This window comes from Pseudoalteromonas distincta, from assembly GCF_000814675.1.
GTDB classification, from domain to species: domain Bacteria; phylum Pseudomonadota; class Gammaproteobacteria; order Enterobacterales; family Alteromonadaceae; genus Pseudoalteromonas; species Pseudoalteromonas distincta.
The window spans coordinates 1-26,984 of record NZ_JWIG01000031.1; the positions used below are offsets into that span (position 1 = coordinate 1).

Annotated in this window: 33 protein-coding genes, 1 rRNA gene and 1 pseudogene; 10 read left to right on the forward strand and 25 right to left on the reverse strand. The window is 40.3% G+C overall.

Annotated features, from left to right (window positions below):
- From QT16_RS20010 to QT16_RS20100, 19 genes are all read right to left on the reverse strand, one after another.
- Nucleotides 1-452, reverse strand: a 16S ribosomal RNA gene (locus tag QT16_RS20010); the annotation flags it as partial.
- A 1,094-nt stretch (nucleotides 453-1,546) separates the two neighbouring features.
- Nucleotides 1,547-1,948, reverse strand: coding sequence for a 50S ribosomal protein L17 (gene rplQ, locus QT16_RS20015; RefSeq protein WP_002959450.1), 402 nt, complete (start codon nucleotides 1,946-1,948; stop codon nucleotides 1,547-1,549).
- Nucleotides 1,949-1,987: 39 nt separating this feature from the next.
- Nucleotides 1,988-2,974, reverse strand: a complete 987-nt coding sequence (locus QT16_RS20020; protein WP_002959452.1) for a DNA-directed RNA polymerase subunit alpha — start codon at nucleotides 2,972-2,974, stop codon at nucleotides 1,988-1,990.
- Between the two features lie 24 nt (nucleotides 2,975-2,998).
- Complete coding sequence (rpsD, locus tag QT16_RS20025) at nucleotides 2,999-3,619, reverse strand: 30S ribosomal protein S4 (RefSeq protein WP_002959461.1); 621 nt, start codon at nucleotides 3,617-3,619, stop codon at nucleotides 2,999-3,001.
- 21 nt (nucleotides 3,620-3,640) lie between these two features.
- Nucleotides 3,641-4,027 (reverse strand): 30S ribosomal protein S11, encoded by a 387-nt coding sequence (gene rpsK, locus QT16_RS20030; protein ID WP_002959471.1) that lies wholly within the window; start codon nucleotides 4,025-4,027, stop codon nucleotides 3,641-3,643.
- Nucleotides 4,028-4,039: 12 nt separating this feature from the next.
- A complete protein-coding gene (rpsM, locus tag QT16_RS20035) occupies nucleotides 4,040-4,396 on the reverse strand; it encodes a 30S ribosomal protein S13 (protein ID WP_002959473.1) in 357 nt (118 codons plus the stop codon).
- Between the two features lie 125 nt (nucleotides 4,397-4,521).
- Nucleotides 4,522-4,635, reverse strand: a complete 114-nt coding sequence (gene rpmJ / locus QT16_RS20040; RefSeq protein WP_002959476.1) for a 50S ribosomal protein L36 — start codon at nucleotides 4,633-4,635, stop codon at nucleotides 4,522-4,524.
- Between the two features lie 22 nt (nucleotides 4,636-4,657).
- Nucleotides 4,658-5,986, reverse strand: coding sequence for a preprotein translocase subunit SecY (secY, locus tag QT16_RS20045; RefSeq protein ID WP_002959478.1), 1,329 nt, complete (start codon nucleotides 5,984-5,986; stop codon nucleotides 4,658-4,660).
- Between the two features lie 10 nt (nucleotides 5,987-5,996).
- Nucleotides 5,997-6,431, reverse strand: coding sequence for a 50S ribosomal protein L15 (gene rplO, locus QT16_RS20050; RefSeq protein WP_002959480.1), 435 nt, complete (start codon nucleotides 6,429-6,431; stop codon nucleotides 5,997-5,999).
- 4 nt (nucleotides 6,432-6,435) lie between these two features.
- Nucleotides 6,436-6,618, reverse strand: coding sequence for a 50S ribosomal protein L30 (rpmD, locus tag QT16_RS20055; RefSeq protein WP_002959482.1), 183 nt, complete (start codon nucleotides 6,616-6,618; stop codon nucleotides 6,436-6,438).
- A gap of 2 nt (nucleotides 6,619-6,620) precedes the next feature.
- Nucleotides 6,621-7,127, reverse strand: a complete 507-nt coding sequence (rpsE, locus tag QT16_RS20060) for a 30S ribosomal protein S5 (RefSeq protein WP_002959485.1) — start codon at nucleotides 7,125-7,127, stop codon at nucleotides 6,621-6,623.
- A 9-nt stretch (nucleotides 7,128-7,136) separates the two neighbouring features.
- On the reverse strand, nucleotides 7,137-7,487 hold the full coding sequence (rplR, locus tag QT16_RS20065; RefSeq protein ID WP_002959486.1) for a 50S ribosomal protein L18: 351 nt from the start codon (nucleotides 7,485-7,487) through the stop codon (nucleotides 7,137-7,139).
- 9 nt (nucleotides 7,488-7,496) lie between these two features.
- Nucleotides 7,497-8,030 (reverse strand): 50S ribosomal protein L6, encoded by a 534-nt coding sequence (gene rplF / locus QT16_RS20070; protein WP_002959488.1) that lies wholly within the window; start codon nucleotides 8,028-8,030, stop codon nucleotides 7,497-7,499.
- A 13-nt stretch (nucleotides 8,031-8,043) separates the two neighbouring features.
- A complete protein-coding gene (gene rpsH / locus QT16_RS20075) occupies nucleotides 8,044-8,436 on the reverse strand; it encodes a 30S ribosomal protein S8 (protein ID WP_002959491.1) in 393 nt (130 codons plus the stop codon).
- Between the two features lie 21 nt (nucleotides 8,437-8,457).
- Nucleotides 8,458-8,763: a 30S ribosomal protein S14 gene (gene rpsN / locus QT16_RS20080; protein WP_006794245.1), complete on the reverse strand. Its 306-nt coding sequence runs from the start codon at nucleotides 8,761-8,763 to the stop codon at nucleotides 8,458-8,460.
- A 10-nt stretch (nucleotides 8,764-8,773) separates the two neighbouring features.
- Nucleotides 8,774-9,313 (reverse strand): 50S ribosomal protein L5, encoded by a 540-nt coding sequence (gene rplE, locus QT16_RS20085; protein ID WP_010554915.1) that lies wholly within the window; start codon nucleotides 9,311-9,313, stop codon nucleotides 8,774-8,776.
- Between the two features lie 16 nt (nucleotides 9,314-9,329).
- A complete protein-coding gene (rplX, locus tag QT16_RS20090) occupies nucleotides 9,330-9,644 on the reverse strand; it encodes a 50S ribosomal protein L24 (protein WP_002959496.1) in 315 nt (104 codons plus the stop codon).
- A gap of 10 nt (nucleotides 9,645-9,654) precedes the next feature.
- Nucleotides 9,655-10,023 (reverse strand): 50S ribosomal protein L14, encoded by a 369-nt coding sequence (rplN, locus tag QT16_RS20095; RefSeq protein ID WP_002959498.1) that lies wholly within the window; start codon nucleotides 10,021-10,023, stop codon nucleotides 9,655-9,657.
- 272 nt (nucleotides 10,024-10,295) lie between these two features.
- Nucleotides 10,296-12,266: an AsmA family protein gene (locus QT16_RS20100; RefSeq protein WP_039490479.1), complete on the reverse strand. Its 1,971-nt coding sequence runs from the start codon at nucleotides 12,264-12,266 to the stop codon at nucleotides 10,296-10,298.
- Between the two features lie 213 nt (nucleotides 12,267-12,479).
- On the opposite strand from QT16_RS20100, the gene QT16_RS20105 reads away from it, so the two are divergent.
- From QT16_RS20105 to QT16_RS20140, 8 genes are all read left to right on the forward strand, one after another.
- Nucleotides 12,480-12,899 (forward strand): hypothetical protein, encoded by a 420-nt coding sequence (locus QT16_RS20105; RefSeq protein ID WP_002959502.1) that lies wholly within the window; start codon nucleotides 12,480-12,482, stop codon nucleotides 12,897-12,899.
- A gap of 8 nt (nucleotides 12,900-12,907) precedes the next feature.
- The gene (locus tag QT16_RS20110) at nucleotides 12,908-13,108 is read left to right on the forward strand and encodes a helix-turn-helix transcriptional regulator (protein ID WP_002959505.1); all 201 of its coding nucleotides are present in this window, start codon (nucleotides 12,908-12,910) and stop codon (nucleotides 13,106-13,108) included.
- Between the two features lie 155 nt (nucleotides 13,109-13,263).
- The gene (locus tag QT16_RS20115; protein ID WP_024606326.1) at nucleotides 13,264-14,427 is read left to right on the forward strand and encodes a hypothetical protein; all 1,164 of its coding nucleotides are present in this window, start codon (nucleotides 13,264-13,266) and stop codon (nucleotides 14,425-14,427) included.
- A 276-nt stretch (nucleotides 14,428-14,703) separates the two neighbouring features.
- Nucleotides 14,704-15,390 (forward strand): TorF family putative porin, encoded by a 687-nt coding sequence (locus QT16_RS20120; protein WP_033020855.1) that lies wholly within the window; start codon nucleotides 14,704-14,706, stop codon nucleotides 15,388-15,390.
- Nucleotides 15,391-15,582: 192 nt separating this feature from the next.
- Complete coding sequence (locus tag QT16_RS20125) at nucleotides 15,583-16,296, forward strand: YIP1 family protein (RefSeq protein WP_039490481.1); 714 nt, start codon at nucleotides 15,583-15,585, stop codon at nucleotides 16,294-16,296.
- 55 nt (nucleotides 16,297-16,351) lie between these two features.
- Entirely contained in the window at nucleotides 16,352-17,518 is a 1,167-nt protein-coding gene (locus tag QT16_RS20130) for an efflux RND transporter periplasmic adaptor subunit (protein WP_024595210.1), read from the forward strand.
- Nucleotides 17,518-18,225, forward strand: coding sequence for an ABC transporter ATP-binding protein (locus tag QT16_RS20135; protein ID WP_039490484.1), 708 nt, complete (start codon nucleotides 17,518-17,520; stop codon nucleotides 18,223-18,225). The genes QT16_RS20130 and QT16_RS20135 overlap by 1 nt, the downstream gene beginning before the upstream one ends.
- The gene (locus QT16_RS20140) at nucleotides 18,218-19,456 is read left to right on the forward strand and encodes an ABC transporter permease (protein ID WP_039490486.1); all 1,239 of its coding nucleotides are present in this window, start codon (nucleotides 18,218-18,220) and stop codon (nucleotides 19,454-19,456) included. The genes QT16_RS20135 and QT16_RS20140 overlap by 8 nt, the downstream gene beginning before the upstream one ends.
- Before the next feature lie 13 nt (nucleotides 19,457-19,469).
- Here QT16_RS20140 and QT16_RS20145 read toward each other — a convergent pair whose 3' ends face one another.
- The 4 genes and pseudogenes from QT16_RS20145 to QT16_RS20160 form a co-directional block, all read right to left on the reverse strand.
- Complete coding sequence (locus QT16_RS20145) at nucleotides 19,470-19,799, reverse strand: Bor/Iss family lipoprotein (protein WP_039490488.1); 330 nt, start codon at nucleotides 19,797-19,799, stop codon at nucleotides 19,470-19,472.
- A pseudogene (locus tag QT16_RS21110) lies at nucleotides 19,796-20,107 on the reverse strand (Bor family protein). Before QT16_RS21110 ends, QT16_RS20145 begins: the two are co-directional and overlap by 4 nt.
- Before the next feature lie 183 nt (nucleotides 20,108-20,290).
- Complete coding sequence (locus QT16_RS20155; RefSeq protein WP_039490490.1) at nucleotides 20,291-23,869, reverse strand: ABC transporter permease/M1 family aminopeptidase; 3,579 nt, start codon at nucleotides 23,867-23,869, stop codon at nucleotides 20,291-20,293.
- 9 nt (nucleotides 23,870-23,878) lie between these two features.
- The gene (locus QT16_RS20160; protein WP_039490492.1) at nucleotides 23,879-24,760 is read right to left on the reverse strand and encodes an ABC transporter ATP-binding protein; all 882 of its coding nucleotides are present in this window, start codon (nucleotides 24,758-24,760) and stop codon (nucleotides 23,879-23,881) included.
- 187 nt (nucleotides 24,761-24,947) lie between these two features.
- Between QT16_RS20160 and QT16_RS20165 the strand changes: the two genes are divergently transcribed.
- Nucleotides 24,948-25,625 carry a nitroreductase family protein gene (locus tag QT16_RS20165; protein ID WP_024594835.1) on the forward strand — a complete coding sequence of 226 codons (678 nt, stop codon included), beginning with the start codon at nucleotides 24,948-24,950 and terminating at the stop codon, nucleotides 25,623-25,625.
- Here QT16_RS20165 and QT16_RS20170 read toward each other — a convergent pair.
- The gene (locus QT16_RS20170; RefSeq protein WP_010554926.1) at nucleotides 25,618-25,926 is read right to left on the reverse strand and encodes an ArsR/SmtB family transcription factor; all 309 of its coding nucleotides are present in this window, start codon (nucleotides 25,924-25,926) and stop codon (nucleotides 25,618-25,620) included. The genes QT16_RS20165 and QT16_RS20170 overlap by 8 nt on opposite strands.
- Nucleotides 25,927-26,211: 285 nt before the next feature.
- Between QT16_RS20170 and QT16_RS20175 the strand changes: the two genes are divergently transcribed.
- The gene (locus QT16_RS20175; protein WP_039490495.1) at nucleotides 26,212-26,556 is read left to right on the forward strand and encodes a rhodanese-like domain-containing protein; all 345 of its coding nucleotides are present in this window, start codon (nucleotides 26,212-26,214) and stop codon (nucleotides 26,554-26,556) included.
- A gap of 15 nt (nucleotides 26,557-26,571) precedes the next feature.
- Here the strand turns inward: QT16_RS20175 and QT16_RS20180 are convergent, their stop codons facing one another.
- Nucleotides 26,572-26,973, reverse strand: coding sequence for a DUF1801 domain-containing protein (locus QT16_RS20180; RefSeq protein WP_002959527.1), 402 nt, complete (start codon nucleotides 26,971-26,973; stop codon nucleotides 26,572-26,574).
- Nucleotides 26,974-26,984: the final 11 nt, after the last annotated feature.

Consider the following 26,984-nt stretch of genomic DNA (forward strand, 5'->3'; position numbering starts at 1 on the left):
TAACCTTTCCTCCTGACTGAAAGTGCTTTACAACCCGAAGGCCTTCTTCACACACGCGGCATGGCTGCATCAGGCTTGCGCCCATTGTGCAATATTCCCCACTGCTGCCTCCCGTAGGAGTCTGGGCCGTGTCTCAGTCCCAGTGTGGCTGATCATCCTCTCAAACCAGCTAGGGATCGTCGCCTTGGTGAGCCATTACCTCACCAACTAGCTAATCCCACTTGGGCCAATCTAAAGGCGAGAGCCGAAGCCCCCTTTGGTCCGTAGACATTATGCGGTATTAGCAGTCGTTTCCAACTGTTGTCCCCCACCTCAAGGCATGTTCCCAAGCATTACTCACCCGTCCGCCGCTCGTCAGCAAAGTAGCAAGCTACTCTCTGTTACCGCTCGACTTGCATGTGTTAGGCCTGCCGCCAGCGTTCAATCTGAGCCATGATCAAACTCTTCAATTAAAAAGTTTTATGTCTTTCGACAGCTCAATGAATTCTGAATTTTTTAATATCTTTCGATATTGAATTGACTGTGCCGAATAATTACCGAAATAACTATTCTGTTGGTCACTCAGTTTTCAATTGAGACTCTAATTTGTTTGCCTCGCTACCTAAGTAGTTTGGCTGTTAGAACTCAATCTGTACGAGTGCCCACACAGATGATTGCTTTATATTTTTAAAGAACGTTGCGATTATAAAGTTGAACTTTACCTCGCTAGGGCTGCGCATATTACGCTTTCCTATTTTTTTGTCAACACTTAAATTTAAACTTTCTAAGAAGATTCAATCTAAGTTTCACTTAACACCCTGAGTTGTTCGTGCCTCGCTATGCGTTGCTGTTTCCCGTCTCAGTGGGGTCGCATTATAGGGAGATCCAAAAACAGATCAACCCTTTTTTGAAGAAAACTTGAAATAATGTGCTGTTCGCTGAGTATTTGAGCTAAACGCTCAAAAACACAACTAAACCACCTGTATTGAGAGGTTTATAGAGCTATTTAAAGTCAAAGTTATGGTAACTAGTGATCAGTAGGGACATATTTGGATCATCAATGCTGAAAAAGCCAACCAATAAGTTAAGAGTCGTGTTACTAAAATCATTTGAAATAGTCAAAAGCTGAGATTTAAATTCATTGGGCTATATTTTTATTTGAGAAGTGAGTTTACTAAGGCCCCAATGGTTAGCTTTACTATGAGGTTCTTAGTACCGGTATATAGATAAGAGAGCGACCCTTATATCTTCTGATCAGCTCTAATCAATAAAAACTTCGTTAGGGATTGCTTAATGGTATTTAAATTCGAAGTGCTATTATTAATAACTGTAAATCACTATATAAAGTAAAAATGCTCTTTAACTAAAACCGGATAGGCTATTTTGGATCGATGGTAAGTAAAGGGTAACTAGGCAGAGCTATTAAAATAACTGTAAAAACAACCTATCGATTAAGAATCTAAGAGTCGATGCACATAATAGAAGGTAATTACTGGTTCATATAGTTTGACAAATTTTAGGCAAGAAAAAGCCGAGCATAAGCTCGGCTTTTAGGTTTCTTTAAGACTTACTCTGCAGACTGTGCGTCTTCTTGAACTGCTTCGCTAGTCGCTGGGCGACCAACTAGTTCAATATAAGCCATTGGTGCATTATCACCAGTACGGAAGCCACACTTAAGAATACGAGTGTAACCACCTGGACGATCCGCGTTACGTGGACCGATTTCACTGAATAATTTACCAACAACTTCATTATCACGCGTGCGAGCAAACGCTAAACGGCGATTTGCTACACTGTCAGTCTTAGCCAGTGTGATTAAAGGTTCAATTACACGACGTAACTCTTTCGCTTTTGGCAAAGTAGTTTTGATGATTTCATGTTTCACCAAAGAACCTGCCATATTGCTAAACATCGCTTTACGATGGCTACTGTTACGGTTTAATTGACGACCACTCTTACGATGGCGCATGACCCTATCCTTCTAACTAAACTAATATAGTGATTTAGATTATTCAGCTAAGCTTGCAGGTGGCCAATTTTCTAGGCGCATGCCTAGAGAAAGTCCACGTGAAGCTAGCACGTCTTTAATTTCAGTTAGAGACTTCTTACCTAAATTAGGCGTTTTAAGAAGCTCAACTTCAGTGCGCTGAACTAAATCACCGATATATTGAATTTGCTCGGCTTTCAAACAATTTGCTGAGCGTACTGTTAATTCAAGATCATCAACTGGACGAAGTAGAATAGGATCGAATTCTGGCTTCTCTTCTTTCTCTTCTGGCTCAGTTACATCACGTAAATCTACGAATGCATCTAATTGCTCAGCTAAGATAGTAGACGCACGGCGGATCGCTTCTTCTGGATCTAAAGTGCCGTTTGTTTCCATATCAATGATTAACTTGTCTAAATCTGTACGTTGCTCAACTCGAGCTGATTCAACCGAGTACGCAATACGTTCAACTGGGCTAAATGATGCATCAAGCAACAATCTACCAATTGGACGCTCATCGTCATCAGAGGATAAACGACTAGATGCCGGCACATAACCACGACCACGTTCAACACGAATACGCATGCTGATCTCGCTGTTATTTGTAGTTAAATTACAAATAACGTGATCTGGATTAGCAATTGTTACATCGCCATCGTGCTGAATATCAGCCGCAGTAACAGGGCCTACACCAGATTTAGTCAGGGTCAGAAAAACTTCATCTTTGCCTTCTAACGTTACTGCTAAACCTTTAAGGTTTAATAGTATTTCAATGATGTCTTCTTGAACGCCTTCTTTCGCGCTGTACTCATGTAATACACCGTCGATTTCAACTTCAGTTACTGCACATCCAGGCATAGATGAAAGTAATATACGGCGTAAAGCATTACCCAGAGTATGGCCAAAGCCACGCTCTAATGGTTCTAAAACTATTTTAGAACGCGTTGGGTTGATAGCGTCGATGTCGACTAACCTTGGTTTTAGAAATTCTGTAACAGAACCCTGCATTTTATCCTCTCTTAACTCTTAACTTTACTTAGAGTAAAGTTCGACGATTAGTTGTTCATTAATGTCCGCAGACAGGTCTGAACGCTCAGGTAGACGCTTAAAGCTGCCTTCCAATTTCTTACCGTCAACTTCAACCCAAGTCGGCTTTTCACGTTGCTCAGCCAACTCTAGAGCAGCGATGATACGTGCTTGCGTCTTAGACTTCTCACGAATTACAACAGTATCTTCTGGAGTAATTACGTATGAAGGAATGTTCACAACACGACCATTAACTAAAATCGCTTTATGGCTTACTAACTGACGTGCTTCTGCACGTGTGCTAGCAAAACCCATGCGATATACAACATTGTCTAAACGTTGCTCTAAAAGCTGTAACAAGTTTTCACCTGTGTTGCCTTTAAGGCGAGCAGCTTCTTTGTAGTAGTTACGGAATTGCTTTTCTAATACACCGTAGATACGACGTACTTTTTGCTTTTCACGTAATTGTAAACCGTAATCAGATAAGCGACCTTTACGAGCGCCGTGCTGACCAGGTGCAGTCTCAAGTTTACACTTAGAGTCGATAGCTCTTACGCCGCTCTTAAGGAACAGGTCAGTACCTTCACGACGACTCAGCTTGAGCTTAGGGCCCAAATATCTTGCCATGTTATTTCTCCTAACCTATTGTTAAACGCGACGTTTCTTCGGTGGACGACAACCATTATGTGGTATTGGCGTCACGTCAGTAATGTTGGTAATACGGTAACCAGCAGCATTCAAAGCACGTACAGCAGATTCACGACCTGGACCTGGACCTTTAATGAAAACTTCTAGATTTTTTAAACCGTATTCTTGAGCAGCAGTACCTGCACGCTCTGCAGCAACTTGAGCAGCAAATGGTGTAGATTTACGTGAACCACGGAAACCTGAACCACCGGCAGTAGCCCATGATAATGCATTACCTTGACGGTCGGTAATCGTTACAATAGTGTTGTTGAAAGACGCATGAACATGAGCCATACCATCAGCAACTTGTTTTTTAACCTTTTTACGACGAATTGGTGTCTTAGCCATAATACTATCCCCTTATCGCTTAATAGGCTTACGAGGACCCTTACGGGTGCGCGCGTTAGTCTTAGTTCTTTGACCACGTAGTGGTAAAGAGCGACGGTGACGTAGGCCACGATAACAACCAAGGTCCATTAGGCGCTTGATATTTAAAGTAACTTCACGACGAAGATCACCTTCAACAGTGTACTTGCCAACTGCATCACGCAGTACGTCAAGAATTTCGTCTGAAAGTTCACCGATTTTTGTGGTTTCGGCGATACCAGTCGCTTCTAAGATAGCCTTAGAGCGAGTCTTACCTATGCCATAAATAGCTGTTAAACCAATAACTGCATGTTTATGATCAGGGACGTTAATGCCAGCAATACGGGCCACTAACACATCTCCTATATTCGAATTTGGTAATCAAAAGTTTGAAAAGCCCGTAAGGATACTCAAACGAAGACCAAATCACTACTAAAAACACAGGCCGAGAAAACTCAGCCTGCACGACTGTTTACTTAGCCTTGCCTTTGCTTATGCTTAGGCTCACTGCAAATTACGCGTACTACACCAGCACGTTTAATAACTTTACAGTTACGGCATATTTTCTTAACGGAAGCACGTACTTTCATTGCTCAACTCCGTAAACTGACCTTATCGACCGTAGCCTTTAAGGTTCGCTTTTTTCAGCACAGAATCATACTGATGAGACATCAGGTGAGTCTGTACTTGTGCCATAAAGTCCATGATTACTACAACGATAATCAAAACTGATGTACCGCCGAAGTAGAATGGCGTTTGCCACGCCATCGTCATGAATTCAGGCACCAGACAGATAAAGGTTATATACAAAGCACCTGCCAATGTCAGGCGTGTCATCACTTTATCAATGTATTTAGATGTCTGCTCACCTGGACGAATACCTGGGATAAATGCGCCAGATTTCTTAAGGTTATCTGCTGTTTCACGTGGGTTAAAAACCAACGCTGTGTAGAAAAAGCAGAAGAAGATAATAGCCGCAGCTAAAACAAGCGAGTACAACGGTTGACCTGGAGTCAACGTAGTAGCAACAGCTTGTAATACATCAGCGACTGGACCTTCACCTTGGCCGAACCAGCTAGCAATTGTACCAGGGAACAGAATTATACTGCTAGCGAAGATTGGTGGAATAACACCCGCCATATTTACTTTTAGTGGTAAATGCGTGCTTTGGGCAGCAAATACTTGACGACCTTGTTGGCGTTTAGCGTAGTTAACAACAATACGACGTTGTCCACGTTCGAAAAACACTACAAGATAAGTAACAGCGAATACGATTACCGCAACCATCAACAGTACAAAAACATTCAAATCACCTTGGCGCGCCATTTCGACTGTCGAACCAATAGCAGACGGCAAGTTAGCTACAATACCAACAAATATTAGAACAGAGATACCGTTACCGATACCGCGCTCTGTTATTTGTTCACCCAACCACATAAGGAACATAGTACCAGTAACTAAACTCACCACAGCGGTGAAATAGAAACCCATACCAGGGTTAACAACTAACCCCTCCATCATGCCCGGTAAGCTAGTAGCAATACCGATTGATTGAATAGTAGCTAGCACAAGCGTGCCATAGCGTGTGTACTGGCTAATTTTTTTACGCCCTTGCTCACCTTCTTTCTTAAGCTCTATAAACGGAGGATACATATGCGTTAATAGTTGCGTAATAATCGAAGCCGAGATATACGGCATAATACCCAGTGCTAACACTGAAGCTCGCTCAAGTGCACCACCACTGAACATGTTGAACATTTCAACAATGGTGCCCTTTTGTTGCTCGAAGAAATCGGCAAGTACAGCGGCGTCAATCCCAGGGATCGGCACAAATGAACCTAGACGGTAAATTATGATAGCACCCAATACGAAGAGTAATCGGCGCTTCAATTCCGAAAGTCCACCTTGTGCACTTTTTGTATCTTGACCTGGTTTAGCCATTAGTACTTCCTTAGTCTTCTACCTTGCCTCCGGCAGCTTCAATAGCTTCGCGAGCACCTTTAGAGGCTTTAAGGCCTTTAACGGTAACAGCGCGTGAAACTTCGCCAGATTTAACAACTTTAACGAAAAGAACGTTCTTTTTAACTAGACCAGCTGCTTGTAACGCGCTTAGGTCTACCACATCGCCTTCAACTTTAGCGATTTCAAAAAGGTTTATTTCTGCAGATACTAAAGATTTGCGAGAAGTAAAACCAAATTTAGGTAGACGACGTTGCATAGGCATTTGACCGCCTTCAAAACCAACGCGTACTTTGCCGCCAGAACGTGATTTTTGACCTTTGTGACCACGACCACCAGTCTTACCTAGACCAGAACCGATACCACGACCAACACGTTTTGGAGCAGTTTTTGAACCTGCAGCAGGTGAAAGTGTATTCAAATGCATCGAATTAACCCTCTACCTTAACCATGTAAGAAACCTTGTTTATCATACCACGTACACATGCTGTGTCTTCTAACTCAACAGTGTGGTTGATACGACGTAAACCAAGACCGCGTAATGTAGCTTTATGTTTCGGTAAACGACCGATAGAGCTTTTTACTTGTGTTACTTTTACAGTTTGATTTGCCATGGTTACCCCAGTATTTCGTCTACGCGAAGGCCACGTTTTGCAGCGATTGACTGTGGAGAATTCATATTCTCAAGAGCCGAAATCGTTGCACGTACTACGTTGATTGGGTTAGTAGAACCGTAACATTTAGAAAGTACGTTCTGAACACCAGTCACTTCTAGTACTGCACGCATAGCACCACCTGCGATGATACCAGTACCTTCAGAGGCTGGTTTCATGAACACTAGTGAGCCAGCATGACGTCCCTTAACAGGATGCTGTAATGTATTGCCATTTAGGTCTACATTGATCATGTTGCGACGTGCTTTTTCCATTGCTTTTTGAATAGCAGCTGGAACTTCACGTGCTTTACCATAACCAAAACCTACTTTACCTGCGCCGTCACCAACTACAGTTAGTGCAGTAAAGCTAAAGATACGACCACCTTTAACTACTTTAGACACACGGTTCACCGCGATTAGCTTTTCAGCTAGATCAGGCTGTTGTTGCTTTGCTTCTACGTTAGCCATAGTCTACTCCTAGAATTGCAAACCGGCTTCACGCGCAGCATCAGCTAGCGCCTTCACACGGCCGTGATATTTAAAGCCACTGCGATCAAAAGCAATCTTTTCGATGCCTTTGTCAGCCGCACGTTCAGCAACCGCTTTGCCAACTGCTTGCGCAGCTTCAACGTTACCGGTGCCTTTAACTGTTTCGCTAATAGCCTTTTCAACAGTAGAAGCAGCAGCCAGTACATTACCCTCAGCATTTACAACTTGAGCGTATATGTGACGTGGCGTGCGGTGGATAACAAGACGCGTTGTGCCTTGTTCAATATAATTTCTACGAGTGCGTTTAGCACGACGTAGACGAGCTGTTTTTTTATCCATCGTCTTACCTTACTTCTTCTTAGCCTCTTTACGGCGTACATTCTCATCTGAATAACGAACACCCTTACCTTTATAAGGCTCAGGTTTACGGTATGCACGAATGTTAGCAGCTGTTTGACCAACTAACTGCTTGTCTACGCCCTTAACTAGAACTTCTGTTTGGCTTGGAGTTTCAATCGTAATTCCTTCAGGAACTGCGAAATTAACTGGGTGTGAGAAGCCAAGAGTTAAATCTAATGTTTTACCCTTCGCTGCAGCACGGTAACCCACGCCTACTAACTGAAGTTTCTTCTCGTAACCTTCATGCGTACCAACAACCATGTTGTTGATTAGAGCGCGAGCAGTACCTGCTTGAGCCCATGCATTAGCTACGCCATCACGAGGTAAAGTAGTAATAACGTTGTCATTTACTTGTACTTCAACAGCGTTGTTGATTGTACGAGTAAGTTCACCGTTTTTGCCTTTAACTGTGATTTCCTGGCCTTTTAATGTAACTTCTACACCGGCAGGAACAGTAATTGGTGCCTTTGCTATGCGAGACATAGTTCCCCTCCGATTAAGCTACAAAACCAATGATTTCACCACCAACACCAGCACTACGTGCTGCGCGGTCTGTCATTAGGCCTTTAGAAGTTGATACGATAGCGATACCAAGACCACCCATTACCTTAGGTAATTGGTCACGTTTCTTATAGATACGTAAACCAGGGCGACTTACACGCTGGATATTTTCAATTACAGCTTTGCCTTCGAAGTACTTCAACTCGATAGAAAGCTCAGGTTTAGTTTCGCCGTTAACAGCGAAATCTACGATATAACCTTCGTCTTTTAGTACTTTAGCTAATGCTACTTTCAGCTTTGAAGTTGGCATCGTTACAGATACTTTCTTCGCTGATTGACCGTTACGAATTCGTGTGAACAAATCCGCGATAGGATCTTGCAAGCTCATAGTCTTACTCCCATGATTCTATTACCAGCTAGCCTTTTTAAGGCCAGGAATTTCACCGCGCATAGCTGCTTCGCGAACTTTAATACGGCTCATGCCGAATTTGCGAAGGAAACCATGTGGGCGGCCCGTAATGTTACAACGATTACGTTGACGTGCAGGGCTAGAATCACGTGGTAAAGCTTGTAGCTTAAGTACCGCGTCCCAACGATCATCTTCAGATGTGTTAACATCACTGATGATAGCTTTTAGTGCAGCGCGCTTTTCAGCGTACTGAGCAACTAGTTTTGTGCGCTTTGCTTCGCGCGCTTTCATAGAATTCTTTGCCATAACCCTACCCTTATTTCTTAAATGGGAAGTTAAACGCTTCTAACAACGCACGGCCTTCCTCATCAGATTTCGCAGAAGTAGTGATAGTAATATCCATACCGCGTACACGGTCTACTTTATCGTAATCGATTTCTGGGAAGATGATTTGTTCACGTACGCCCATGCTGTAGTTGCCACGTCCATCAAAAGACTTTGCACTTACGCCACGGAAGTCACGAATACGTGGGATAGCGATTGATACCAAACGCTCAAAAAAGTCCCACATACGCTCGCCGCGTAGGGTTACTTTACAACCAATCGGGTAGCCTTCACGCACTTTAAAGCCAGCAACAGATTTGCGTGCTTTAGTGATTAAAGGTTTCTGACCAGAGATTGCTGCTAGATCCGCTACTGCGTTATCTAAAATCTTCTTGTCAGCTAGGGCTTCGCCCACGCCCATATTCAATGTGATCTTTTCGATCTGAGGGACTTGCATGACAGAGCTGAAACCAAACTTCTCTTGAAGTTCAGCAACTACTTTGTCTTTATATACTTCATGCAGTTTCGCCATCATTCTACTCCAACTATTAGATAGTTTTACCAGTAGATTTAAAGATACGTAATTTCTTACCATCTTCAATCTTGAAACCTACACGATCAGCTTTACTCGTTTCCGAGTTGAAGATCGCAACGTTTGATGCATCCATAGATGCTTCTTTCTCAACAATACCGCCAGCTTGGTTCAATTGTGGAACCGGCTTTTGGTGTTTCTTGATCAAGTTTATGCCTTCGACAAAGATTCGACCAGATTCAGTAACAACTGAAAGCACTTTTCCGCGCTTACCTTTGTCTTTACCTGCTAGTACGATTACTTCGTCATCACGACGTATTTTTGCTGCCATGATTGGCTCCTTACAGTACTTCTGGGGCTAGTGAAACGATTTTCATGAACTTATCATTACGAAGTTCGCGAGTCACAGGGCCGAAAATACGTGTACCAATTGGCTGTAAGTTATCATTTAAGATAACAGCAGCGTTGCTGTCAAAACGGATCAGAGAACCATCTGGACGGCGAACACCTTTTCTGGTACGCACAACTACCGCGTTTTTAACATCACCTTTCTTCACTTTACCGCGAGGAATAGCTTCTTTTACAGAAACTTTAATGATGTCGCCAATCGCTGCGTAGCGACGGTGAGAACCACCAAGGACTTTTATACACTGCACTTTGCGAGCGCCGCTGTTATCAGCAACTTCCAGCTGAGTTTGCATTTGGATCATGTTAATGACCTCCGGTGTAGTAATTACAACGTGTCTTAAATTTGTTTAAAATCAAGACATTTCGATTAAATCCCACTCAAAAACAAACGAGTTGTCTCTTAAGGGCGGGCAATTGTACCAGCATTGAGGGGGTAGCGATAGGTTATTTTTTAATTAATTTGGAGTGATGGGAAATTAAAGCTGAGTAATTACGGCTATGTAGCTATTTTACAGGTGGTTACAAAACAAACAAGGCACCTGTAATGTGCCTTGTTTGCTTAAAGTGTAATAAATTAACCAAATAAACCTTTTAATTTATCTTTAATTTTATCTTTTGCTTTGTCTTTGACTTTTTCTTTTGCCTCATCGACCTTCTGCTTAGCTTCATCTTTGAGCGCATCACCAACATCTAGCTTTATACCTACATCGTGGAAAGGCCCTTTTATACGTAGTGGTATTTTAAAGCCAGTGCTGTCATCGGTAGTTCCCTGACCTTCGATAGATCCAACTATACCTGTAACCAAACGATAGTTGACCGTTGTTTGCGGTAAATCAACGTCGCCTTCACCTGATATTCTAATAAGTGGGCTGATAAGTGATAGGTCGGTATTTTTGCCAACGCCATTAGTAAAGTTAAAACTTCCAGTTAATGCTGAAAAATCGGTTTGCTCAGATTCTTCAAATCCGGTATCAAGCCCTTCAGATGCAGCACCAAAGTTACCTGAAATGAGTTCCTTACCTTTACGAACCATCTCAGCTATATTCGCACCTTTTACAGCTCCATCAGCAAACTCAAATCCAAGCTTTCCATTAAGCGCACCAATAAACGACTTTTGACTTTGGCCAGTTGTGTTTAGGTTCCAATTTAAAGACCCCTTACCCATTAGCTTGTCAAAACCTGCCGCATCCGTTAATAAAGGCTGTGCATCTATTCCAGCTAAGTCAAAGTTAGTTGATATTTTATAAGGTACTTGCTGTGCGTTTACATTGATAACGCCTTTACCTGACCCTTCATAAGCAGAAAAGCTATCTAGGCTTAGTTTTGCAACGCTATCTTTTAAAGCAACAGTAAATTGATTTGCGCCTAATTTAATATCATTGGCTTTTAATCCACTTGAACGAATCACTACATTTGCATCTAGTGAATTTAATGCACTTAAATCAATTTTAGTGTCATCCCATACTATTGGCTCTGCAGGTTTATCTTCTTGCTCTTCTGGCTCTTCTTGTTTTGCCACTGCTTCAGGTAGATACGGGTTTAAGTCAAGCATACCTAAATCAATATCAGCATTTACTGCTAAACGCTTACCTAGGTTAAGCTCGCTCTTACCTTTTATTTCTAATGCGTCTAACGTCGCAACTAAATCTTCTAAATTAAATTTCTCACCTAGTAGGTGCATTTTACCGTTTACACTAAATCCGTTAAAAGCATTGTCTTTAGCGTCTAGCTCTACACCTTGCCATTTCGCAATACTTTTAACAGACTCACCGCTTAGTGCTAACTGACCTTTAATATCTTGGCCTTGCTTAGCTATGCTCCCTTCGAACGTTAAATCAACTAAACGAGAATCTAAGGTTTGTTTAACATTAAAAGTAGCACCTTCAATTGCTTTAGCAGGAGTATCTAATTTTATATCAAGATCAAAACGCTCTTGCATGTAAGTAATACCCCCTTTTACTTCTAATGTTTTACGAAGTGAAGGAAGTAAAATAGCGAGTTCTAAATCGCTAATTTGTTGTTTGGCACCGGTTTGACCATCTAGATAAGTGAATGTGCCGCCATAAATAGCCACCTCACCTAACTCAATATCAAAGTTATCTGGAAGCTTTATCGCTTCACCTGGTTGGCTCTGCTCTTTTGGTTGCTCTGCAACTGCATCAAACAACTGCCAATTGGCTTTACCATTTTTGTCGGTTTCTAATAGGATATTTGGTTCGTTTATAACAAACTTATCTAATTTAAACTCACCACCAAATAATGAAAACCAAGGTATGTGTACAGCAAGCTGTTTCATACTCGCCATATCGGCGCGCGAACCTGATTCCATATTTGCAAAATGCACGTCGTTAAGTTCTAACTTTAATGCAGGGAATACGCTAAGTGTTTTATCACCTTTAATAGTAAGAGTGCGCCCAGTTGTTTGTTCTACCTGTTCTGAAACTTTGTTAAAAATAGTATCAGTAGGGATTAGAAACGGTGCGGCAACAATTAGTGCTATACATAGTAAAAGTATTACACCTACAATTTTAAGTAAGGTTTTCATGATCGTCCTTTCAAACGTGCAAATAATGTTCTTATCATAGCGAGTGTTAGCCTTAAAATCATTGTCGTTCTGATAAAAAAGCTTTTTATTAGATATTACATTCCCATCCTGAATCGCCCCTGAAACATTTTGATACCTTTAGGTTACAAATAAATATTGACCCGGTGAAACCTTAAGGTTACATTTTGTAAATATTTTAAAAGGAAATGAGCTATGTCTAATTACGATATTAAAAGTGAAGAAAAATTTATGGGCCAAAATGCATGGTTTTCATTATTCATGGGGGTCACTTTATTAATCATTAGTGTTTACCCAATGCTTAATCAAACATCAGCCCCACTATTGTTTTTAGGAACTGCTGCTTTTTTAGGTTCATTCTTTATGTTTGTAATCAGAGGCGGGTTTACATGGAGAATGAAATACCACCTTACATATAAAGATGAGTATTTAAATACCATCGACACTATTGCCTATAAACATGTCGTGCTTGGCTTACTTTTTAGTATGGGTGGCGTGTACTTACTCTCCGATACTCTTGCTTTAGAAGTATCTCACAGCATGATGGCTACATTTTACCTTGCTGTAATGAGTTTAATATACGGCGTATCAATTCTTTGGCAAAGCAAAGATTAGGAGCAAAAGTGCAAAATAAAATTGCAAAATACCGCAAAGAAGCAGGCCTTTCTCAACAAGACTTGGCTGATCTAATTGCGGTTTCACGTAAGACTATTAGTACAGTAGAAACGGCACGATTTACCCCTTCGGTAATAATTGCTCTAAAAATAGCAAAGCATTTTAATACCTCAGTTGAAAGTCTCTTTGTACTAGATAAAAATGATTGATACATGTTAAAACGTTGGCCTCATTCTATTAGCAAAAACGCCGATTTAGCTACTTCAATTACAACGTATGGAGGACAGCGCTGTTGTTATTAACGTAATTGCGCTAAAATAGACCAGCAAAAAAATATATATCTAAACCGGAGATTCTACAAGGCATGAAAAAACTGCTAATTTCACCGTCAAAAATGACGCTAGGCGAACAAGAAAATCAAATCTATCAGAACATTCTGAAGCAATCTTCAGAATTAAGCCTTAACCTTATGGCCGTGAAAGTAGAAAACCACCCTGATGATTTTTTACCTTGGTGTTACGAATTGCTAAGTGCAAGCAGAGATCGTATGAACTACGATTTACTAGAGCCGCAGCAATTACCAGTACTTAAGAAGCTACACGATCAGCTTATTTCAGCTATCAGCTTTTTACAGGTTAAAACTTTACGTATTGCTCCGTGGCCTGTAGTAAGTGTATTTGTAGAACAACACAAAGACGTTATTGCTCTTGATGAACAGCTTCGCTTAGTAGACTACATTAAAAGCATTCGTGAACAATCTCTTAAAGATATGATTCCTGAAGACTTACTTGCGTTTAGCGGTAAGCACATGGCATCACTAGATCCAAGCACATACAACTTTGACGTTGAATGGTTTGCATCAACAAAAAGTGCGAAGAGCTTTCATCAAATGCTTGGCGATTTACCAGGTGCCTTTGACGATGCACTAGTAAACATTCCACTTGAAGGTGACATTACTCAATACGAATATCAACAATTTGTTGCTGCTTATTCAAAAATATTCACCGACAATAATGAAAAACCAACACTTGCGCCTGCAACACGACTGCTTGCAATGCGTCGCCCTGATATATTTACTCCGATCACAAACAATCGATTAGATGCATTATGCGGTGCCCTTGGTGTTTCTAAACTAAAAAATAGTGATTTTGAGCGTTACTGGCAAGATATTGTAAAAGGTATTCAAGCTATGTCATGGTACAAAATGGCTAAACCTAGTAATGAGTTAGAAGAACAATTAGTTGCTATTAAAGCACTAATCCCATGTTTCTTTCACTATGCTGATGCAAAAACACCAGATAACTCTAACTACATCAAACTGTTAAGTAAGCCTAAACGAACTACAACTACGACAGGTAAAACTCAGCGTAGAGGTAAAGAGTCTGCAGAAATTTTAGTAGACCGCGCACTTGCTGCTGACGATATTCCTGAGCACATTCGCAGTAAGCGCGATTCAATTGTGAGTGAAGTTCAAAAAGGTCGTAGTGTAAACGAAACAATTAGCCTTATGCGCACTATATTTGGCTAAAAACTTCTAATTTAGCCGTACTTTTATGGTGCGGCTAGGTTAATTTATGCACCAGCAGTGTGCGCAACATCTTCCTACATACCATATCTCTTCTCAATCTATAAAATACAAGCTCATGTTTTTAATGTATAAAAATAATTTTTAATAAAAAATAATGAAGCTGGCACATACAGTGCAATTATCTCGTTAGTTAAACAATAAAAAGCCGTCAGCCTAAAGGTTCCGAATACATAATAAAAACCTTGGCGAGCAAAAATCATATAACGGGAAATGGACATGCTAAAACTAAAAAAAACCATTGCTATAGGTGCTATAGCATTAATGGGCGCAACATCTTTAACGTCAACAGCCGTACATGCTGAAGTAACTGCTAATGCAGCGGCAACATCAAACTACTTATGGCGTGGTCAAGAGCAAACTGGGGGCGATGCAGCTATTTCAGGCGGTATTGATTACGCCAATGAATCGGGCTTTTATGCAGGTACTTGGGCTTCAAACGCATCGTGGGCCGATGAAATGACCTATGAGCTTGACTTATATGCAGGCTTTGGTGGCGATATTAACGAAAGTGTTAGCTACGATGTTGGTTATATTTATTACGCTTACCCAGATGCCGCTTCTGAAGCTGACGCCGATTTCTCTGAAATTTACGGTAGCATCAGTGTTGAAGGCTTTACATTTGGTGCTTCAGTACTTGCAACATCAGCTGCAAGTGGTGATGGCACCGACTTTGGTGATTCACTTTACCTGACAGCTGACTACGGTTTTGCTGTTGGCAGTAACGGCACTGAAATGGCACTTCACTTAGGCCACTACTCTGGTGACTTTATTGGCGATGATAATATCTTAGATTACGGTGTATCAATTTCGAAAGATGGGTTCACTTTTGGTTTATCTGATACAGATATGGATGACTCAGATATTAAAGCTTACGTTGCTTATTCTGTAGACTTTAATTTATAAGAAAGAATGTGTTACTTGCTGCGACACGAAGGGCCTTTTGGCCCTTTTCTCGTTTTTGAACAAGACCCCTTACATCTGTTAACAAACCGTTACAATTGAATGAAAACAATACATACATTTTCCTTTATTCTATTACCTAGTCACTGGGCATTTATAACTGCCTAGCCATAAAATAGGTATAAAGGAATAATAATGAAATCACCTAACGCGTTTAGCGCCCTACTCGATATTTATATAAGTCCTAGTAAAGCTTTCAATGGTGTTGAACACGCCAAAGGTTGGTCATGGCTTGCTTTTATAGTCATGTCTTTAGTTTCAATGGCGAGTATTTATATTTTTTATTCCACTGTTGATATGCAGTTTTTGATTAATGAGCAAGTAGCAGCATCAACTATTGATGCGACGATTGGCGAGCAAAAAATGATTCGCCAAAGTATAGAGCAAAATGCAGAAGGCCAAATATGGTTTGGTTTGTTTGGCGGCGTAATTGCGCTGGCTATCATGAATGCATTAATGGCACTTTATTATATGCTTGTGGCTAAACAAGATCCTGAATCAGAACATAGCTACGGAGCTTGGTATGGATTCGCTACCTGGACAATGATGCCCGTTGTTATTTCAAGCCTAGGAACAATTGCTCTTGTACTAAGTGCAAGTACAGATCAAATATCTCAACAAGCCGTATTTAGCTATGCATCTATTAACCAATTAATAATAGGACTTGAAATTGGCCATCCTTTTTATAGCTTATTAGAATCAATAAACTTATTTAGCTTTTGGAGCATTGCGCTGGGGATGATCGGCTTAAAATGCTGGACTAATTTTTCAACTAACAAAGCACTCCTATTCTCTGCTCTTCCTTCAATTATTATTTTTGGTATTTGGGCAATCATTGCAGCAAGTTAACTCTTAAGTGGAGGTAGATACTAGCTCCACATTACTTAATTCACGGATAGATAAAATGAAAAAAGCAATAATTATCACACTCGCTGTAGGCGCATTTATAGCCCTAATTGTGTCAAAGCAAATTTCTGGCGATGAAAAACAAGCCGAAGTAAATATTGCTCAAGTAGAGCTTGGCGACATTGCTGACTCAATAATGGCTTCAGGTAATTTAGTTTTTAATACACAAGTGCAATTACGCTCTGAAGTGACAGGCCGAGTAGATAAAATATTTGTTCAAGAAGGCCAAGGAGTTAAACAAGGCGATATGTTAATGCGCCTTGATACAACTGCCTTTGAATCAGAAGTTACCCGTAGTAAAGCAATCCTTCGCGCCACAGAAATTGAAATTAAACACAATAAAACACGCCTTGCTAACCTAGAGCGCCAACTTAAAAGACAAAAAGACTTATATGATGTCGGTTTAGGTAATCAAGAGAGCTACGAGAATATTGAAAGCGCACGCGATCTAGCTAAAATCGATATTGAATCACGAATAGAGTCGTACAACCAAGCACAAGCGTCACTACAAATTGCGCAAGATCGCTTAAGTAAAAGTGTATTTAGAGCTCCAATGAGCGGCTTGCTTGCATCTGTAAATATTAAAGAAGGTGAAACCGTTATAGCCGGTACTACTAATATTATTGGCTCTGATTTAATGCTAGTAGCCGATCCTAGCGCTATCTTAGCCGAGCTACGTGTGGATGAAACCGACATTGCGAGCATTAAGCTTAACCAAAAAGCGAATATTTATGCGGCCGCATACCCTAATAAACCATTTAGCGGCACAGTAATCAATATTGGTACTTCAGCTAAAAACCAAGCCGGCTCTCAAGGTTTATCGTTTAAAGTAAAAGTATTACTCGATACTACTGAGCGCCAGCTATATGCAGGAATGAGTTGTAGAGCAGAGATCGCAACAAGCATTGCCGAAAACGGTTTAAAACTTCCAATAGAAGCAATCCAAAAAGAAGACGATAAAACATTTGTATGGCGACTAAATAGTGATAACACCGTTAGCAAAATTGCCGTAACTGTTGGAATATCATCTGATATAGAGCAAGCCATTACTGACGGCTTAAATGAGGGCGACAAAATAGTTATTGGCCCTGCGCGCCCAGTAAGTCTTCTGACTGAAGGTGATGTGGTAAAACTTAAATCAGATGCAGACAAGGAAGAAGCCTAATGTCTGCGGTAATCAAGCTAGAGCATATTAATAAACAATACAAAATGGGCTCAGAGGTATTTAAGGCACTTGATGATGTAAACGTACATATAATGCACAACGAATACGTGGCGATTATAGGACCTTCTGGTTCAGGCAAGTCGACCTTAATGAACTTATTAGGCTGTTTAGATACACCCAGTAGTGGCGAATACTACTTAAAAGATAAACTAGTAAAAAGTATGACCGAGACAGAGCTTGCTCATCAGCGTAATGAAAGTGTCGGGTTTATATTTCAAAGCTTTAACTTAATACCACGTGCAACCGCACTAGAAAATGTAATGCAGCCTTTAGTGTATCGCTTTATCCCTAGCAAACAGCGCAAGCAACAAGCCCTAGAAGCACTAAAACGGGTAGGTCTCGGTGATAAAGTTAATCATTTATCTAGCCAGCTATCGGGCGGGCAACGTCAACGTGTTGCTATTGCCCGCGCTTTAGTCACAAAACCACATATATTATTAGGAGATGAACCCACAGGTAATCTTGATAGTAAAACGACCCGCGAAATTATGGATTTGTTTGATGAGCTGCATAACGAAGGTCACACTATTATTTTAGTAACACATGAGCAAGAAATTGCCGATCATTGCCAACGCGTGATTCGTTTAGTGGACGGTAAAGTGGTAAGTGATGTAACTAAAGATGAAGGAATCAAGCAGCATGTTTAAATCAGCTCTTGCCATAATGGAAGGCACTAAAGCCGCTTTTTCAGCTATTAAAGCTAATGCAATGCGCAGCGCACTGACCTGTTTGGGCATTATTATTGGTGTTGCCGCCGTAGTTACTGTCGTTGCAGTAATGCAAGGTTTTACAAAGCAAATAAACGATCAACTTGCTGATATGTCGCCAGATGTAACAACAATAAAACCTTACACCAGTATTGAACTTGAAATGGTTGGTAAAAATGCCAAGCTTACCTACGACGATTTTTTAGCTTTAAAGTCGCGTATAAAAGAAGCTGAAACGCTAACTGCCCTAATGTTTACCTGGCGCTTTTCGGGGGGAGCTGAGTATGGAAATAAAAGCCATTCATCGCGTGTTATCGGTACCGAGCAAGACTATCAAAAAGCGTATCGTACTTATCCTGAACTTGGTCGCTTTATTCGTGCTGAGGACGATGATAAGCGAAGAAGGGTCGCATTTATCGGCCCTTCAATCATAGAAAAGCTAAACCTTCCTGAAAACCCAGTAGGTGAATATATAAAGCTAGGTGGTGAATGGTTTAGAATTATTGGCGTTGCTGAAAAACAAGGTAGCTTATTTGGTTTTGACCAAGACGATTACATTAATATTCCAATTAGTACCATGAGTGCTTTAGAGGGCGGAAGTACACAAACTAATGTGCAAATTATGTTTAGGTTAAATGAAGGTACTAACGAAGAACAAGTGCTTGCAAAAATCACTCGTGTATTGCGCCAACTACATAAACTAAAAGAGAAAGATGAAAACGACTTTGAATTTGAAACCGCTGAAAAATCTCGTGCTCAAATAGATAAATTTACCAGCAGTGCTACTGCTATTACTGCTGGTATTGTTGGCATTAGCTTACTTGTTGGCGGTATTGGTGTTATGAACATAATGCTAGTGTCGGTCACTGAACGCACACGCGTTATTGGTACATTAAAAGCACTAGGCGCAACACCTGGTTTTATTATGCTGCAGTTTTTAGTTGAAGCCGTTGTGCTTTCACTTTTTGGTGGTTTAATAGGACTCATTATAGGATATGGCGCCGCAGGGCTTATTTCGTTTTTAGTCCCAAGTATGCCTGATGCATACATACCAGTATGGGCTGTAATACTATCGTTCGGATTTACATCAATGATTGGGATTATATTTGGTTTAGCCCCTGCTATTAAAGCAGCAAGACTAAACCCTATAGATGCACTGCGTTACGAATAACTATTTTAAATAATTATTTAGCTTTAAATGGTACCTTATTACATTGTACTTCTACTGTTTTAGGGTACCAAGCTGGGCCAATTTGATTCACAACCACCTCAGCTAAACCATTAGTAAACGATTTATACGTATGAACGCTTTGCCACTCCCCTTGTGGGCAATGTTTTGTTAAATCTAACGGCTCTGATCCCTCGTACAACGCAAGTGCAAAATTATGATGCCATTGTGAGCTTTTTAGCGTTTTATTGCTTACTTTGCTCTGCATACCGTTATCAAAGTAAATATTTGTACACCCCGTTAAAATAATCAGTGTGCAACCGGCTGCAAATAGCTTGATGCTCATAATGTCTCCCCTAGTACTTGCTCTTGGCACCACACTTTAATGGTATGGGGCGAGTATATTCCAAGCGTAATTAAACTCAGCGCTCCATCACTAAACGTTTGTTGTGACTGCATTTGAATAACCGGTGTATTTGAACATATTTGTTTTACGTCTACCCGCTGCTCACCCACTAATCCCTATAAATAAAATGGGCGGCTATCTTCGTAATTAGCTTGGCTCGTTATTTTTGCTGTTGCCTGTGGCTGAATGGTTACCGCAGAACAAGCACTGAGGCTTAATGCTATCGCCCCTATAATTAATGGTTTCATACTCTTCCTTATAAACTAAATACCAGTAAGGTAACTTTATAAGAGAACATAAAATATTAGCGTAAAAAGCTGTGGGGAATATGTAGAAACGCTATGAAGTTTTATACAGTTTATTACACATAAAGGCCGCATAAATGCGGCCTTTAAAGTAGTCAGTTTAAGTGTTTAGTAAATAAATAGACTTTAAAACTTAGCTAAGTTGTTTTTACTGTCTTTATCGACCAGCTTAATGTAAGGATCAACCCCTGCAAATAATGGTTTTTCTTTTACTTTTAGCTCAATAGTATTATTACCAGATACTATTTGATGCTTTTTCGAGTAAATAACAAAGTCTTCAGCGAGTAAGTTTTCAGGGTCGTCGCTAAATAATGCAATATCAATTAGCTCATCGAGCGGCTGCTCAGTTTCTTCACCTTGTCCATCGGCATGCTGCTTAGTTGCTTCAACGCTCAGTGTTACTGTATAAAAACCTTCGCCATCAACATCATCTGTAACCGACACTTCTTTCATTTCAAGCTCATAAAGCGTTATATATTTAAACTGATCATCAATAAAACGTTGTTCAGCTTGTGTTGCATCTCGCTTTAAATAACTAAGTAAATCAAGCGTAGTTGGGTATGGCGTTGACTGGTACTGAAATTCATTTAAAAATGCTTTGAGAGCATTGTTTAAACGTTTTTCACCTAAACGATCATAAATCGCCATCATCACAACTGATCCTTTATTGTAATGAAGATATTGTTGCGACTGTGTTTTATATAGTGGCATTTCTTCAAAGGCTTCCCCTGTACGCCCTATTAAGTACCTATCAAGCTCATATTTTAAAAACTTACGTAGCTTCTCTGCGCCAAAGCGTTTCTCAAGCACCATAAGCGCACTGTACTGTGAAAGCGTTTCAGAAATAACCGCGCTCCCCTCTACATTAGCCGCCGATACTTGATGCCCCCACCATTGGTGCGCTACTTCATGTGCGGTAACATAGTAAGGGTAGTCAACTTTACTCTCATCTCTTAAGTCTGTAATAAACCCCATGCTTTCGGAGTATGGCACTGTGTTGGCAAAACTTTGTGCAAACGAGCGATACTTAGGAAATTCAATAATACGTAGTTGTTTATGCTGATACGGCCCAAATGCTTGTGTAAAGTAATCTATAGAGTCTTGTACCGACTCAATCATACGGTCAACATTCCATGCATGATTTTTGTGGTAGTACACCTCAACATTTACCCCATTATGCTCAACCTTTTTACTTTCAAGTTCTGCCGAAAGCACCGCGTAAAAGTTTAAAATGGGCGCATCCATTTCATAAACAAAGGTACGGCGCCCCTCTTTTACACTTTCACTTTGTAAATACCCTGGGGTAATAGCAAATTGCGACTCGTCGGTTGTTACCGTCGCCTTAAAGTTAATAAACCCATTAGCTGCACCAAAATTACTTTGTGTATAGTACTGACTGTCCTCTAGCTTATGGGCGCGTTCAAGCTCAGGTAAATTATGCTTACGGCGTTCAAATTTATCAGCTACCTGTAAACCACGGTTATAACCAAAACTAGGAAGGAGTTCCAAGTTATTAATAAACGTGCCATTGGCAACTAATTGTGTATCAGAGCCTTGATCAGTAAAGCCTGTATGATCACGAGTAACCGACAGTTGCCCTTCTCTTACTTCGTTTGGCATAAGCGGCTGCTCAAACTCAAACCATGCTGAATAAAACGCTGGTAATTTTTCAACTATCTTACCGCCAGCCATGGCTACATCCCAACTTTTAGCGTGTTGAGGTGAGGTGATCAATACTCGCGTAATTGGCTCGTTAGAGGTATTGGTAAACTTAATTTTAGCCACGGCGTTTAAAGCGCGCCTTTTAGGATAAATATCAACAGTTAAGTCAACATCGGTCACCATAGGTAGTGCTAAGTCTTTGTATTGTGCAAACTGCTGCTCATAACTTATTTGCTTGTCTTGAAACTCATCGCTCGTAGTAAACTCATTCAAAACTCGCGTGTTGTTATAAATATTGTAGCCTGCACCAACAAACACTAATACACTAACAACCGCAATCGCTTGCCCTTTTAACGACATATTATAACGAAGCATAGACAGGCGTGTGCGCAGCGTTTGTGAAGGACCACGATGCCATAACGCAAACCCAACAATCGCTAAAACAAGGCTTAACGCACCCCAATATAATGTGTACCAATTCGCAGCTTGTAAGAAATGCCCATAACCATTTATATCAGAATACGGTACGCTACTGCTTTGCGAAAAATGATACATATGATGCTCAAACCCATAAGAACCCATTACTTTTTGCGCTATGTAATACAAAATAAACAAACCCATTCCTACATATTTATTCGGGCTAATAATCTGTAAAAAGAAGGCGAGTACCGTCAGCATAATCAACGGTAAAATCGATAAGTAAACAATCCTAAATAAATACTGTCCTAGCTCTAAATTAAATTGACCTTTAAATAACTGAACTGTAATTGTGAGTATCATTCCCACGAGGAACAATCCAGAAATAGCGGCGATTAAAGCCAGTATTTTTGACACCCAAAAAACACTATTATGTACTGGAAAGCTGTCTACAATATCGCCCATACCACTTTGTCGCTCTCGCCATACAAGCTCAGCACTATAAAAAGCGATAATAACAAACAAAAATAAACCAGAAATACCACTAATAACATTTACCATATTCTGAGTTAAAGGCCAGTTAGTAGTGCCATAAGCACCAATAGGCGCAAACAGAGGGATCATAAGCGTTACAATGCTTACACCCGCTAAAATCATAAAAGGAGCACTAAATATAACTTGTTTAAGTTCGAATATACTGCGCATTATTAGCTGAGATTTAGTACTAACCCCCGCTGATTTATAATTTTTAGCACTATTGATAAGTGCAGCTTGTTTATTTTGTACAAAAGCAGAGACTTTAAATTGCTTCTTCTGTTTTTTAGTTACTATGCGATTGCTTAGCTTTCCAAGGCCAAAAAACAGTGCAACACTGATTGCCACCCACAATATACGGTTAACTAAAAGGTCACCTGTGAGCGTTAGCACTTCTGTGTTTTTATCATTTACAGTCCAATAACGTGTTAAATCAATTAACGAACCAGAGCCAAATGGGTCGGCGTAAACAACAATATTTCTAAATGCTAAATCATCAAAGTAAACGCCGGCAATTTGATAGGCTATAAAAATCACAACAGCTGCTACATACACCGACATCATGGTTTTAAAATAGACCGCTACACTATTAAAAATAGCCGAAAGCACCAGTAAACTTGGCACTGCTAAATAAAGATAAGGCGCAGCGTAGTACATTAGCTTATTAGGACCAATCAATTCGCCATCGAGCCAGCCAACTAATAAACCAAATTGCGACCCTAAAAACACACCCAATGGCACGCTTAAAAACACAATAAGTACAACTAAGTAAGAACCAAAAAAACGCCCTGCTTGATAAGGCACAGGATTAACAGGCTTACTAAAAACCAGCTCATCCATTTTGCTTTCACTGTTGCGAATAGCAGAGCTGGCAACAAAGTTAACCACTAAAAACATAGCAAGCGTACAAAATGTAACGGTTAAAAGCATAATAGAGAAAGGCGAGTTCATATGAACATTCGCCCCACCTAACGGAAACTTACTACTGGAGCTTATAAAAAACGCCATAAAAAAGAAGATTAATGAGGTCACATAAAACGAAGGCTGACGCATAAAATAGCGCAGCTCAAACGCGAGCATATTAAAAAACATAGCGCCCCCTTATGCTACTTGGCTGTTACGATGATTAAGCAACGTAGAAAAATACACATCTTCTAGGTTTGCACTGCTGAGCTCAAAACCTTCAGGGGCTTCACTGGCTAATACATGTAATATGGTTTGCCCAGCAAATAAGCGTTTTGAAATAACAGGCAGTTGCGGTTCAAGCTCTAGCGCTTCTTCTTGGCTCATGGCTTTGCGCCAAATTTGGCCTTGGAGCTTATCGGTAAGGGCAATTGGGTTGCCCTCTAATAGTATTTTACCGCCTGCCAGCACCGCCATGTTTGGGCAAAGTTCTGCTACGTCTTCAACAATATGGGTCGATAATATAACTACTTTTTGCTCGCCTAAGCTTACTAACAAGTTATGAAAACGATTACGCTCTTCAGGATCTAGCCCCGCTGTTGGCTCATCAACTATTAGTAAATCAGGGTCACCCAGTAATGCCTGTGCAATACCAAAACGCTGGCGCATACCGCCCGAAAAGCCACTGACCGCTTTTGAGCGATGTTGATATAAATTAGTGTGCGCAAGTAATCCTTCAACCGACTCTTTACGCTCTGCTTTATTATGAATACCCTTTAAAACAGCCATATGGTCCAGTAAGTCGTAAGCACTAACACGCGGGTACACACCAAAATCTTGTGGTAAGTAACCTAAGCGTTGGCGCAGTGCCTGTGGGTCTTTAAATACATCAATGCCATCAAAAGTAATTGAACCTGAATCAGCCGACTGCAGTGTTGCAATGGTACGCATAAGCGATGATTTACCTGCGCCATTTGGCCCAAGCAATCCAAACATCCCTTTACCGATAGATAAATCAACACCTTGTAGTGCATGTACGCCGTTATCGTAGGTTTTAGATAACCCTGTTATTGATAGCATTTTTACTTCCTTGAATATGAGTAATTATTTTTATAATGTTTTATACCACAAGGAAAATAGGAACATAAGTTACTTGCTGGTTAAATTTGTAACAACAAATAAACATATTTTAAACTCATAACACTTGCCTGTACTGTATTCACTCGGTATAAAAACCACATATACTTTTTATAAGAAGCGAAAAGCCATGCAAGATCACCAAAGCCAGCCGTTAAATGACTTTATAGAATATCCACATGAAGAAATGCTAAATCGTGCTAACGAGTTTTTACAAACCAGCCAACGCCGCCATAGCATTCGCAGCTTTAGCGATCGCCCAGTACCAAAAAATATTATTGAAGCATGTATAAAAGCAGCTGGCACAGCACCAAGTGGAGCGAATCATCAGCCTTGGCATTTTGTGGCTATAAACAGTAGCGATGTAAAAAAACAAATAAGAGAAGCCGCAGAAAAATTAGAGCGTTCTTTTTACGAAGGCAGAGCAGGTGAAGAATGGTTAGATGCGCTAAAACCGTTAGGTACCGACGCCAATAAACCTTATTTAGAGCATGCACCTTGGCTCATAGCTGTATTTAGTCAAAAAAAGGGCGGTGTAAGTACTGATGATAAAAATACGAATTATTATGTGCATGAGTCTGTTGGTTTAGCTACCGGCTTTTTAATTCAAGCTTTGCACCGCAGTGGTTTGGCAACCCTTACTCATACTCCAAAGCCAATGAGTTTTTTAACCGACATATGTAATCGCGATAAAGATAACGAACGTCCATACATGCTACTTATTACAGGCTACCCAAGTGATGATGCAACAATACCTGCTCATGCACTGGATAAAAAATCACTCGATGAAATAGCTACGTTTATTTAGTATTTTCTTGTCGGCAAAACCACTCATATAGTAAAGCAATGATCGACTCAACTTTTGGGTCGGTCAACGAGTAATAAATAGTGTGCCCTTCTCTGCGAGTAGCAACCATATCTGCCTTGCGTAAACTTGCTAAATGCTGAGATAACGCTGACTGTGCTAAAGGTACATTTTTATTTAGCTCACCTACACTTTGCTCACCTTGTAATAAACTACATAAAATCATTAAGCGATTTTTGTTAGCCATTAATTTTAAAAACTGTTCGGCTTGCTCTGCGTTGACAGCTAGTTGTTCAATATTCATTTTTATTGTTTCTCTTTTTGATACCTTTTTAAGTATAGACTTTTACATTAGTAGGTTCTAATATAATTAACATTAGACCTTACTAATATTAAGGCAATCACAAAATTAACGATGCCGTTTTATTAATCGGCGGAAGTGCTGTGGCAGTATCCGCGCTATTAAGTTACTTTGTATAAAGTAACTTTCAGTTTTTAACGTTATTTATAGGTATTAACTTAATTCAACCTACTTATACCAAGTGGTGCACATTAATACCTTTTTTAGAACAAGAGGATTTACAAACTAATGCTTACATCAATCCCTGACTTACTAAAAATTATCACACCTAACCAACGCCGTATTGACGCAGCGCAAGCGAAACTCGAACTTGAACAAAATAAAGGTTTACTTATTGATGTACGAGAACCTGCAGAGCACGCTACAAAAGCAGCTACTGGCGCTATAAATATTCCGCGTGGATTACTCGATATGAAGCTGATGGAAATAGAAAAAGACGCAGCTCGCCCTATTTACGTGCACTGCGCAAGTGGTGCACGCGCAACGTTGGGAGCAGAAGCGTTAACGCGTGTGGGTTATGAAAACGTAACCGTTATTACCTGTGACGCAAACCAAATATGTAGTGTGTTTTAAACATCAACTGAATACTTATAATGATGCGCCTAGTAAAGGTAGGCGTTTAACTTTGTGATAAGTCAGTGCTAATTTAATACACTCTTTAACTGGGTGTTCTGGTAATGGCTTTTCACTATTTAATACAATTGCCCGGTTACCTTCGAAAGTGAGAGTGTGGGAATACAACTCTCTAAATGTGCTTACTAGCTTTGATTGGCAATGAAAAAACAAATAACACGAGGAGCCCTTAAAGCCTACGCGAATGGGGCTGCCATTTATTGTGTTATAACTTGGCTCTCCCCACTTTAAAGACTCTTCAACAGCTCCTAAGTTTTGCTCTTGTGCTACGGTATAAATTAACTCTCGTAATTTTATAAGCTTACTTTTTACTATCTCAGGATAATTATTAAATATATTTTCTATTTCCGTATTCATAAAAATATCCT

Excerpts from the sequence above, each read along its gene's own strand:
- rplQ (WP_002959450.1), bottom strand. The coding sequence starts at position 1,948 with ATGCGCCATCGTAAGAGTGGTCGTCAATTAAACCGTAACAGTAGCCAT.
- QT16_RS20020 (WP_002959452.1), bottom strand. The coding sequence starts at position 2,974 with ATGCAGGGTTCTGTTACAGAATTTCTAAAACCAAGGTTAGTCGACATC.
- rpsD (WP_002959461.1), bottom strand. The coding sequence starts at position 3,619 with ATGGCAAGATATTTGGGCCCTAAGCTCAAGCTGAGTCGTCGTGAAGGT.
- rpsK (WP_002959471.1), bottom strand. The coding sequence starts at position 4,027 with ATGGCTAAGACACCAATTCGTCGTAAAAAGGTTAAAAAACAAGTTGCT.
- rpmJ (WP_002959476.1), bottom strand. The coding sequence starts at position 4,635 with ATGAAAGTACGTGCTTCCGTTAAGAAAATATGCCGTAACTGTAAAGTT.
- secY (WP_002959478.1), bottom strand. The coding sequence starts at position 5,986 with ATGGCTAAACCAGGTCAAGATACAAAAAGTGCACAAGGTGGACTTTCG.
- rplO (WP_002959480.1), bottom strand. The coding sequence starts at position 6,431 with ATGCATTTGAATACACTTTCACCTGCTGCAGGTTCAAAAACTGCTCCA.
- rpmD (WP_002959482.1), bottom strand. The coding sequence starts at position 6,618 with ATGGCAAATCAAACTGTAAAAGTAACACAAGTAAAAAGCTCTATCGGT.
- rpsE (WP_002959485.1), bottom strand. The coding sequence starts at position 7,127 with ATGGCTAACGTAGAAGCAAAGCAACAACAGCCTGATCTAGCTGAAAAG.
- rplR (WP_002959486.1), bottom strand. The coding sequence starts at position 7,487 with ATGGATAAAAAAACAGCTCGTCTACGTCGTGCTAAACGCACTCGTAGA.
- rplF (WP_002959488.1), bottom strand. The coding sequence starts at position 8,030 with ATGTCTCGCATAGCAAAGGCACCAATTACTGTTCCTGCCGGTGTAGAA.
- rpsH (WP_002959491.1), bottom strand. The coding sequence starts at position 8,436 with ATGAGCTTGCAAGATCCTATCGCGGATTTGTTCACACGAATTCGTAAC.
- rpsN (WP_006794245.1), bottom strand. The coding sequence starts at position 8,763 with ATGGCAAAGAATTCTATGAAAGCGCGCGAAGCAAAGCGCACAAAACTA.
- rplE (WP_010554915.1), bottom strand. The coding sequence starts at position 9,313 with ATGGCGAAACTGCATGAAGTATATAAAGACAAAGTAGTTGCTGAACTT.
- rplX (WP_002959496.1), bottom strand. The coding sequence starts at position 9,644 with ATGGCAGCAAAAATACGTCGTGATGACGAAGTAATCGTACTAGCAGGT.
- rplN (WP_002959498.1), bottom strand. The coding sequence starts at position 10,023 with ATGATCCAAATGCAAACTCAGCTGGAAGTTGCTGATAACAGCGGCGCT.
- QT16_RS20100 (WP_039490479.1), bottom strand. The coding sequence starts at position 12,266 with ATGAAAACCTTACTTAAAATTGTAGGTGTAATACTTTTACTATGTATA.
- QT16_RS20105 (WP_002959502.1), top strand. The coding sequence starts at position 12,480 with ATGTCTAATTACGATATTAAAAGTGAAGAAAAATTTATGGGCCAAAAT.
- QT16_RS20115 (WP_024606326.1), top strand. The coding sequence starts at position 13,264 with ATGAAAAAACTGCTAATTTCACCGTCAAAAATGACGCTAGGCGAACAA.
- QT16_RS20120 (WP_033020855.1), top strand. The coding sequence starts at position 14,704 with ATGCTAAAACTAAAAAAAACCATTGCTATAGGTGCTATAGCATTAATG.
- QT16_RS20125 (WP_039490481.1), top strand. The coding sequence starts at position 15,583 with ATGAAATCACCTAACGCGTTTAGCGCCCTACTCGATATTTATATAAGT.
- QT16_RS20130 (WP_024595210.1), top strand. The coding sequence starts at position 16,352 with ATGAAAAAAGCAATAATTATCACACTCGCTGTAGGCGCATTTATAGCC.
- QT16_RS20135 (WP_039490484.1), top strand. The coding sequence starts at position 17,518 with ATGTCTGCGGTAATCAAGCTAGAGCATATTAATAAACAATACAAAATG.
- QT16_RS20140 (WP_039490486.1), top strand. The coding sequence starts at position 18,218 with ATGTTTAAATCAGCTCTTGCCATAATGGAAGGCACTAAAGCCGCTTTT.
- QT16_RS20145 (WP_039490488.1), bottom strand. The coding sequence starts at position 19,799 with ATGAGCATCAAGCTATTTGCAGCCGGTTGCACACTGATTATTTTAACG.
- QT16_RS20155 (WP_039490490.1), bottom strand. The coding sequence starts at position 23,869 with ATGTTTTTTAATATGCTCGCGTTTGAGCTGCGCTATTTTATGCGTCAG.
- QT16_RS20160 (WP_039490492.1), bottom strand. The coding sequence starts at position 24,760 with ATGCTATCAATAACAGGGTTATCTAAAACCTACGATAACGGCGTACAT.
- QT16_RS20165 (WP_024594835.1), top strand. The coding sequence starts at position 24,948 with ATGCAAGATCACCAAAGCCAGCCGTTAAATGACTTTATAGAATATCCA.
- QT16_RS20170 (WP_010554926.1), bottom strand. The coding sequence starts at position 25,926 with ATGAATATTGAACAACTAGCTGTCAACGCAGAGCAAGCCGAACAGTTT.
- QT16_RS20175 (WP_039490495.1), top strand. The coding sequence starts at position 26,212 with ATGCTTACATCAATCCCTGACTTACTAAAAATTATCACACCTAACCAA.
- QT16_RS20180 (WP_002959527.1), bottom strand. The coding sequence starts at position 26,973 with ATGAATACGGAAATAGAAAATATATTTAATAATTATCCTGAGATAGTA.